The sequence below is a fragment of the Sandarakinorhabdus sp. genome, assembly GCF_040398645.1.
Classification (GTDB): domain Bacteria; phylum Pseudomonadota; class Alphaproteobacteria; order Sphingomonadales; family Sphingomonadaceae; genus Sandarakinorhabdus.
On sequence record NZ_JBBATR010000065.1, the window covers coordinates 1 to 9166 of the forward strand.

General features: G+C 63.2%; 8 protein-coding genes. All 8 read right to left on the reverse strand.

Annotation, left to right across the window (positions count from 1 at the left end):
* A partial coding sequence (locus ABWP50_RS11725; RefSeq protein ID WP_353218171.1) for a DUF7092 domain-containing protein occupies positions 1–310 on the reverse strand: 310 nt, incomplete at its 3' end.
* Between the two features lie 18 nt (positions 311–328).
* Positions 329–1429 carry a YjgN family protein gene (locus tag ABWP50_RS11730; RefSeq protein ID WP_353218172.1) on the reverse strand — a complete coding sequence of 367 codons (1101 nt, stop codon included), beginning with the start codon at positions 1427–1429 and terminating at the stop codon, positions 329–331.
* 123 nt (positions 1430–1552) lie between these two features.
* On the reverse strand, positions 1553–3136 hold the full coding sequence (locus ABWP50_RS11735; protein ID WP_353218173.1) for a peroxidase family protein: 1584 nt from the start codon (positions 3134–3136) through the stop codon (positions 1553–1555).
* 72 nt (positions 3137–3208) lie between these two features.
* Positions 3209–3928: a hypothetical protein gene (locus ABWP50_RS11740; protein WP_353218174.1), complete on the reverse strand. Its 720-nt coding sequence runs from the start codon at positions 3926–3928 to the stop codon at positions 3209–3211.
* A 1-nt stretch (position 3929) separates the two neighbouring features.
* Complete coding sequence (locus tag ABWP50_RS11745; protein ID WP_353218175.1) at positions 3930–5129, reverse strand: toxic anion resistance protein; 1200 nt, start codon at positions 5127–5129, stop codon at positions 3930–3932.
* Positions 5130–5249: 120 nt separating this feature from the next.
* Positions 5250–6410, reverse strand: a complete 1161-nt coding sequence (locus ABWP50_RS11750) for an aromatic ring-hydroxylating oxygenase subunit alpha (protein WP_353218176.1) — start codon at positions 6408–6410, stop codon at positions 5250–5252.
* A gap of 36 nt (positions 6411–6446) precedes the next feature.
* A complete protein-coding gene (locus ABWP50_RS11755) occupies positions 6447–8027 on the reverse strand; it encodes an amidohydrolase (RefSeq protein ID WP_353218177.1) in 1581 nt (526 codons plus the stop codon).
* Positions 8028–8099: 72 nt separating this feature from the next.
* Positions 8100–9166 (reverse strand): DUF885 domain-containing protein (locus ABWP50_RS11760; protein WP_353218178.1); only part of this gene is annotated, 1067 nt, incomplete at its 5' end.

The window sequence follows — 9166 nt, forward strand, 5'->3', positions numbered from 1 at the left end:
CCACCACCGCGATGCCCACGCGCCGGCGATCATCTTCGCTGATGCCGCCGGTTTGCGCCACCAGCGCCTGCCAGTCTGCCGGCAACGGCTCGGTCAGGCTGATGCGCCAGTCCGGCCGGCCGGGATCGGTCAGGCTCAGCCCGTCCTTGCTGCGCCGCAAGTCATGCCACGCCAGCATTTCTTCGCCGTCGATGCGCACCAGCATCAGGCCATCGCTGGCCCGCTGCACGATCACGGCATGCGGGCGCGCGGTCTGGCCATCAAACAGGCGGCCGCGGCGCTGCTGGGCTTTGGGCTGGGCGTCAGCCACCCTCAGGCCCGGCCCGCATCAGATCGCGCCGATATCAAGCGCATCGGCCAGGCCCTCACCAAAGATCGGCGCGTCCACCCGCGTCTGCTGCAACCGGTCAACATCGATGGCGCCATCGGCGGCGATATGGCTGGCCATGAAGCGCCAGTGCCGCCACGGCAGCATCAGCCCGCCAATGCCCAGCGTGAACAGCACCAGCGCCGCATTGCCCAGCCAATAGCGCAGCCAGTCACCCGCCGTTGCCGTAAAGCGAAACTGCAACCCGTCCAGCGACAGGCCGCCAATCAGCGCCTGCCACTGCGCCGCATAATAGCGCAGCATGATCAGCGCGAACGCCAGCAGCCAGACGAGGCTGAGCCCAATCGACTGAAGCGCGGCAGCCGGCGGCGGCGGCGCTTTTGGCGGAGCGCCAATCTCAAAACTGACATGGTCACCGATCAACTGCCACTGCACCACGCCCACCACAATCAGCCCAACCAGTCCCACACCCCAACTGGTCAAATAGATGCGCATCAGCGGCCGCCATTGCGCCTGCGCCACAACGGGCAGCGTGCCCAGCCGCGCATCGGACCAGAGCGCATTCCACAGCCGGGCGCTGGCATAAGGCCCGGCAAAGCCCAGCGTGATCAATTGCAGGCCAAGCATCTTGATGGCCAGCAGCGCATAGGCCGCCGCCGATCCTTCCATGGCGCCGCGAATGCCGCTCCAGCGCGTGCGGCTGAGGCGGTAGCGCATCGCCCGCCACGTCGCGAAATACACCAGCCACAGCAGCACGGCATAGATCGACAATTGTGCGCCCAGCGCCACCGCATCGAGGCCCAAGCCCTTGGCAAACCCTGCGCCGATCGAAACAACCACCAGCGGCAGGATCAGCACGAAAAACGCCAGGATCGCGCCAATCAGCAGCTCCTGCCCGCGGCCGGTATATTCCAGCGCCTCATCACCCAAGCGGGTCGCGGCCCACAAATATCGCCGTTCGCGGGTCCGCGCCCAGAAGCGATAGATGCCCAGAGTGATGATTGTGAGCAGCAAATTGCCCAGTACCAAGCCAAGCCATGCTGTCCATTGGCTTGAAAACGCCAGGCGATGCTCCCCCGGCTCGGTTATTGGCGAATCCAAGTATTTTCTCCCACCACGCTTGAAACAAGCAATCGCGGAGTAAGTAAATTCAGTCAAGTGCCGCCGCGTTATGGCACGAATAACATTATTGTGACAATATTGCTGCCAGTCGCAAGTACAGGCTCAAGCCCGTCTCCACTCCTTGCGGGTCATCCCGACAAAGCCGGTGCCCATCCCGGTGCTGTTGCGCTCCAGCACATGGCGCAGACTATCTGTCTGTTCGATCACCTTGATGCCCATGTCGGTGAAGGCCAGCCGCTTGTTGGCCGCATCACCCCAGACATGTTTGGACAGCAGCGGATTGGTGAGCGCCTGCGAGAAGGCATCCATGGCCACCATCGTTGAAATCAATTCGGGCAGCGGGCCGTTGTTCTCGACCGGTTCGGCAAACAGCCCCACATAATATTCGACATTGTTCACATTGCCGTAAAGCGCCTGCAGCCGGCCGGCGAGCGCGGTGAGGCGCGCGGCTTCGGCGGCATCCTTGCTGGTGCCCACAATGTCGGCAAAGCTTTTTGCCGGGTCCCGGCCCATGGCGATGCGGTAATCATTGTAACTGGCCACATTGTTTTCCCGCGCCTGCTTGATGGCGCTTTTTTCGGCAAACATCATGAATGCGGCGGCATTTTCCAGCCCCAGCCTTGCCGTCCGGTTGGCCGATGTGTTGACAAAGCTTTGGACCAGCCCGCTGCCGATCAGCAGGCTGTTGTTGAGCAGCAACCCATTGCCAGGATGTGCATTGGTCCCCCAGGTCACATTTTCCATCACCAGCCCATGCCAGCGATACAGCAGCGAAAATTCCACCGTCATCCAGTTGGGGCGGTTCCAATCGGCATCCCACGCCGCCTTGGGATCGGCCTGCAGGCGAAATTCGGTGGTGTTGATATGGTTGATATAGTCTTCCACCACGATCTTGATGAACATCACGATCACGATGTTGCGCGCGGTTTCGAACAACCGATCATCATCCCAGGTGCCGTGCAGCCGGGCCAGTTCACCGGCCAGCCGATTATGTTCGCGCAGGAACAATATGTTCATCATCGCCGTTTGCGGCACGGCGTTCACCCGGTCACCGCCAACCGCAAACAGGCTGGCCTTGCCGGCCGGCGTGACATTCTTCAGGCCCAGCGGCAGATCGAGCCCGGCAAATTCCGGCTTTACCGCGCCATCGCTGCCAAACAGGAACGGCGAAAATTCCTCGCCTTTGATCATCTGGCTTTTCAGCCGGCCGCCCTGCCCGGATCGCAAAGCCCGTGTTTGCGTTTCGTTGCGGCCATACAGCGGCGACAGATCAATCTCGTGATTGGATGTGGTGCGCTTGCGATCCTCCAGCGCATCGACATTGCTGAGCATGGTGCGAATGAAGCCATCGGTAAGATATTGCGCAAACGCCGGAAACAGCCCGGTGGATTTCGCGCACAGCCGCTGGTTGGTGCCGGGCTGCCGCGCAAACAACGCCGCAACCTGATCGATCGGCGGCCGGCTGGTGCCAACCATCTCGATGGCCGGCCCTGGCTTGGCCGGCAGCAGCCGCGCATTGTAGGTGCGATCGGTCAGGCCGGACCAGCTGATATAATCATGTTTGGTGGACCAGGGGTGCGGCCGGCTCCGGGCCACATTGACAGCGCGATTGATAACAGCGCGGTTGATATCATCGTCAAGTTTAAGCGCTTTTGAAACTATATTGACAATAGACAGCAGCGACATGACCAGTTCCCCCCGGAAAAGACCCTTAAACTAAAATAATATCACTTTCCGCTTGCCATGTCATCTGCCGGCCTATTGCCGTGTCGCCTGGCCCTCACCATAGCGTGCTTCCAGGAACTTGCCCTGCACACGTAGCCCGTCCCGGTCGGCCTCGGCCAGCGCCGCCGATGCGCGTTCCAGTTCAGCCTCCACGGTTTTCAGGCCATCCACCACCGTGGCTTCCGGGGTGCGGCCGTCATGCTCCACCAGATTGGCGCGCTGAATCGGCGGGATGCGGGTGTAGCGATCGACCAGTTCGGGCAGGTGGCTGCCGAGCAGGCGGGCAATGTCTTGCGCCACCGGATGATCGGCCGGCACCCGCGCCAGCTGGATTTCCAGCGCCGCCAGTTGCACCGCAATCCCGTCCAGTTGCGGCGCCGCCAGCCGGGGCAAGGTCTTGCGCTGCTTGTCCAGCAAGGCTTCGGTAATGGCCGGCAGCTCGGCCGGCGCAGCCTTGTCGATATCGTCCACATCCGGCCCGCCGATGGGCGCCGCCATGCCGGCGATACCGGCCATCGGCACCAGCAGCAGCGCCAGCAAAAACAAGCCGATGCCAGAGCCGCCCACCCCAACACCATAAAGCACAAACGCCGCAATCGCCGCCAGAAACGCAAAGAACCCGCGCGTTACCCGCTTGCCCATGTTGGCCTTGCGCTTTTCCCAGCGGCGGCTGCGCGCCATCTGCATGGCCTGCGCACGCGCCAGCCGGCGGCGGCGCGCGTCGGCTTCGCTGAAGGGCGCGCCGCTGGCCACCTCAGTTCAGCGCGGTCAGGCTGGTCTGCGGGCCCGAGTTTCCTGCGCCCTTCTGGGCTTCGGCCTGGCCTTGCGCACGCGCCACATAGGCGCGGCTCTTTTCCACTTCGATGCTCAGCGTGTCCACGGTGGTCTTCATGGCTTCCAGCGATTTCAGCTTGAAATTGTCGATGGCATCCATGGTCTGATAGACATTCTGGAAGGCGCGTTGCAGCGTTTCCACCGGGATGGTGCTGCTGGCAGCCTGCTCGTGAATGCTGGCGGTGTTGTTCTTCAGCAGCTCGCCGGTCGAATCGATGATGCCGGCAGTGGTGGCATTCAGCGAGGTGATCTGTTCCAGCACCAGTTTCTGGTTGGTCATCGCCTCGGCCACTGTCACGGCGGTGCGCAACGCGCTCACCGTGGTGGTGCTGGCGCGGTCAACGCCCTTCATCAGCTCGACATTGTTCTTCTTGACCAGATCAAGCGCCAGATAGCCCTGCACCGACACCGCCAATTGCGTCAGCAGATCCTGGGTGCGCTGCCGCACATAAAACAGCGCGCTCTCCCGCAGCGCCTTGGCCTTGGCCGGGTCGCTCACGTCCAGCTCGGCAGATTTTTCCTCCAGCCGGCTGTCCAGCACCTTGGACATGTGGACCATCTGTTCCAGCTTGCCCATCGCGTCCCACAGTTTGACGCGCTCGTCCTCCACGGCGATATTGTCTTTGAGCAATTCGTCCTTGCCGCTTTTCAGCGCGCCCAGAATGGCGTTGATATTGCCTTGCGCGCTCTTGTAGCTGTCAAAATAGCCGCGCAATTTGTCACCGCCAAACGGGATCAGGCCAAAGAGTTTCTTGCGGCCGGTCAGCTTGCCGGATTTGCCGGGATCAAGATCCTCGACGATCTTGCGCAGCTGCACCAGATCGGCGCCGATGCCGGTTTCCTTGTTGATCGCCCGCGTCGGCCGATCCAGAAAGCGATTGGACTGCGCCGCCGCGCGCGCGATTTCGGTGGCGCCCAGATTGGCCAGCGCATCGACTTTCTTGCCAAATTCCGGGCTGGCGGCATCGGTGGCGACCAGTTCGTTGATGAAACTGTCCACCCGCGCATCCAGCTGCGCCTTTTCCTGATCTTTGAGCGGCACCAGGCCAGCGGCCCGCGCGGGCGCGATGGCACTCACGGCGACCGGGGCTTCCAGCTTGATTAGGGTTTCGTCCGACATATGCGTCCTCATCTTGTGTTGCGCCTGTCTAACAGCACCAGACCAACTTGCCTACTGTGTTAGGATTGCGATACGCATTTGCAAGAGCACAAGCGGCTGAAAATCGCGTTCAACCAGCAATCAGCCGTGCGCCATAAGCCCGGACAACGTGTCGTGCAGCATGCCGATGCCCTGCTCCATGCCGCCGATCAGCAGATGATCGACCGCACCGGACATCAGGCCTTCCTGGCCCAGCGCAGCCGCACGGAAATCCTCGGCACCAAACACCGCGCCATCGAGCAGCGCCCAGCTTTTCGCCCAGTGCCGCTCCGCCTTTTCGTCACGCGGGGCTTCCGGGATCAGCATGAAATCCTCCACCCAGGTCTCGCCCACGCCGCGCGGCATCACCACCATGATGTTGATATAATCCGGGCTGGCGACGATCACCGTGCCGGGGGTCAGATTGTAGGTGAAGGTCATCGTGCGGCGCAGATCGCGCATGTCATCAAGGTCCATGCCGTCCAGCGCGGCCAACCGGGCAACCGCGGAGCGCGAATGCGGCCCGATCCGGTCTCCGGTGGTCACCCCGTCCTGAAAATAGGGCGCGATGGTGGCCGCGTGCAGGCGCTGCACATGATAGCTTTCGGAAAACGCATCGATGATCAGCTTCCAGTTGGCCGCCACCTTGTGGGTGCGCCGGGCATAAAGAAACTGATCGCCAAAGCCGATGGCATCGAAATCCGCGGCGAGCGGCCCGGCGGCCAGGCTGAAATCCGGCGGCGCATCGCGGTCCAGCCCCACCCAGATCAGCCCGCCGGCTTCCAGGCTCGGCATTTCCACCAGCCCCCGCGCGGCCTTGTCCAGCCCGGCAAAGCTGTCGGCGCGCGGCAGGCCCTTCAGCCGGCCATCGGTGCCATAGCTCCAGGCATGATAAGGGCACACCAGCGCCGGGCCATGCTGCAACGCGCAGCCCTCCACCAGCCGCGTGCCGCGATGCCGGCACACATTCATGAACACGCGGGCGACGCCCTTGCCATCGCGCGAAATCAGCAGCGGCAGGCCAAAGCCATCATGCGCCGCCGCCATGTTCGGCTGCGGCAGCAGAGCGGACGGCGCGATCACCACCGGCAGCCGCTTGAACACCTTGCTCCATTCGGCCGCGAAATGATCCGGGCTTGTATAGGCGCTGGCCGGAATCTCCCGCATCACGCCGCTGGCCGGCCGCCCAGCCGCCGCCGGAATACCAGCCGCCAGCGCGCGCTGGCCGGGGGTGGGGTGGCGGGGCGTGAATTGGATATCCATGGCCGGATGGTGACTCCGTTCGGCAGCCAGCGAAAGCTAGTTTTTCGCAGCAGGCGCGCCGGCCTTCTCGTAATCGATGCCGAGCTGTTCCAGGTACGACTTGTACTTCTTCGGATCGAAATAATATTTTTCCATCTGCGGGCGCATCTTCGCCATCAGATCGGCGTTCAAATGGATCGCCGGCTGGTCATCCGGGCCGAGCAGTGGCGCATATTTTTCGGTCTTGAACTGCACCTCCTGCTGCCAGGCCTTGGCGCCGGCCACCAGCTCCGGCGTCGTCATCAGATCCAGCAACGTCATTGCCGCCACCTTGGCCCCCACAACGGCACCTTTGTGGGCAATCGGTGTCGCCATCGCGGCGGCGGCCATCACGTTGTGATAGGAGATATTCGGGATGTTCGACGGATAGACCAGAGTGATGGTCGGCACCGTCCACATGATGTCGCCAATATCATCCGAACCGGCGCCGCGATCGGGATCGGGCAGCTGCGGCGACCACAGATGCGGGCCATCCGTGGCCAGCGGCTCCACCTTGCGGCCAAAGCCGGCCAGCACGGCGTGCGCGAAATTCTGATCGGCCGCGCTCCATTTCGGCAGGCCCACCGCCTGCATGTTGGCAAAGGCGGCTTCGGCCAGCGGGCGGTTGCCATAATTGGTGGCGGCATGGCCGAGCACGCGGCGCGTCACGCTGGTTTCGGTCATCATCGCGGCGCCTTCGGCGATGCGGTTGCCGGCGTCATACATCGCCTTCACCGCCGGCAGCTGCGTATCGCGGAAATAATACCACACGCTCGCCTTGTCGGGCACGATGTTGGGCTGGTTGCCGCCGCCGGTAATCACATAATGGCTGCGCTGGGTCGGCGGCAGATGCTCGCGCTTCATGTTCCAGCCGTCGTTCATCAATTCGACAGCGTCCAGCGCGCTCTTGCCGTCCCACGGGTTGCCCGCAGCATGCGCAGTCAGGCCCTTGAACGTGTATTCCACGCTGAGCGAGGCGGTGTAGGCCAGCGGCCCCCATGTTGTTTGCAGCCCGTCTCCCACGTGCGCGAACAGATTGGCGTCCACATCCTTGAACATGCCAGCGCGCACAAAATAGGCCTTGGTCGCCACCAGTTCCTCGGCCACGCCCGGCCAGATCATGATACGGCCCTTGATGCCGTTCTTTTCCATCACCTGCTTGGCGGCAATCGCCGCGACGATCATCATCGGCAGGCCGCTGTTGTGGCCTTCACCATGCCCCGGCGCGCCCGCCACCAGCGGCTTGCCGCCCGGCACACCCGGCGTCTGGCTCAGCCCCAGCAGACCATCAATATCGCTGCCCAGCGCAATCAACGGCCCACCATCGCCCCACGTCGCCGTGAACGCCGTCGGTATGCCCGCCACCCCGCGCGTCACCTTGAAGCCGTTCTTCTCGAGAATGCCTGTCAGATAGGCACTGGTGCGCACCTCCTGAAAACCCGGCTCGGCAAAGCTGAACACCTGATCGATCATGCCCGCCAATTCGCCGGCGCGGGCATCGACGATGGCGGCGGCCGCGTCTTTCAGCGGTGCGGGCGCAGCTGCGAAGGCCGGTACAGTGGTGGCCAACAGGCTGGCGGCGAGCAATTTGCGGATCATGTCATTTCCCCTCATCTGGAGAGACGCTATCCGCCCCGCCCGCCGCCGTAAAGCTGATGGTAGAGACTGGGCTTACTTGCGCGCTGCAATCCAATCATCCACGCGCCGCTCCATGATCGACAGCGGCTGCGAGCCCGATGCGATCAGCAGGTCGTGGAAGCCCTTGATATCAAATTTCGGCCCCAGCGCCTTTTCGGCCTTGGCGCGCACCTCCATGATTTTCAGCATGCCGATCTTGTAACCCGTCGCCTGGCCCGGGTTGGTGATGTAGCGGCGCACTTCCGATCGCGCCATTTCCGGCTCGGCGCGGCCGGTTTCGTTCAGATATTTGACCGCTTCCTCCTCGCTCCAGCCCTTGGCATGCAGGCCGGTATCCACCACCAATCGGGCGGCGCGGAACAGTTCGGCGCTCAGCCGCATGAAATCGGCGGCAATATCGGGAAAAGCGTTCATTTGCGCGCACATGCGCTCCGCATAGAGGCCCCAGCCTTCGCCAAACGCGACATAGCCGGTGACGGCGCGGAATTTCGGCCCGCCCGCGCTGCGCACCTGGATATCGCCCTGCATGTTATGGCCCGGCACAGCCTCATGACACATCAGCGTATACAGCTGCGCCGGGTCCTTCATGGTGCCGACCAGATGCACATAGGTGCGCGCCGGGCGCTTGCCATCCGGGCTGGGCGCGCTGGCATGGGCGGCGCCGCCAGCCACTTCGCTGAACGCCGGTTCGCGCACCACTTCGATGCCATAGGCCGGCACCGCGCCAAAATACGGCCCCAGCAAGCTGCGGACATGGCCAACAAAGCGATTGGCTTCCGTCAGATAGGCGGCGCGCGCCGCATCGTCATAGGGCTTGGCCGGGAACGCCTGGGCGCGCATCGCATAATAGGCATGGCGATCCTTCACCCCGGCCTTTTTCGCCAGCGCATCCTGCTCGGCCTCGATACGGGCCACTTCCTTGAGGCCGATGGCGTGGATCTGCTCGGCGGTCAGATCGGTGGTGGTGTTGAGCTTCAGGGCATCGGCGTAATAGGCCGCGCCGCCCGGCAGCGAAACCGCGCCCACCCGGCCCGACGGCGCGGTGGCCAGCTTCGATTGCGCCCAGGAAATCACCCGGTCATAGGCCGGCTTCAGCGCCA

Excerpts from the sequence above, each read along its gene's own strand:
- ABWP50_RS11745 (WP_353218175.1), bottom strand. The coding sequence starts at position 5,129 with ATGTCGGACGAAACCCTAATCAAGCTGGAAGCCCCGGTCGCCGTGAGT.
- ABWP50_RS11735 (WP_353218173.1), bottom strand. The coding sequence starts at position 3,136 with ATGTCGCTGCTGTCTATTGTCAATATAGTTTCAAAAGCGCTTAAACTT.
- ABWP50_RS11755 (WP_353218177.1), bottom strand. The coding sequence starts at position 8,027 with ATGATCCGCAAATTGCTCGCCGCCAGCCTGTTGGCCACCACTGTACCG.
- ABWP50_RS11750 (WP_353218176.1), bottom strand. The coding sequence starts at position 6,410 with ATGGATATCCAATTCACGCCCCGCCACCCCACCCCCGGCCAGCGCGCG.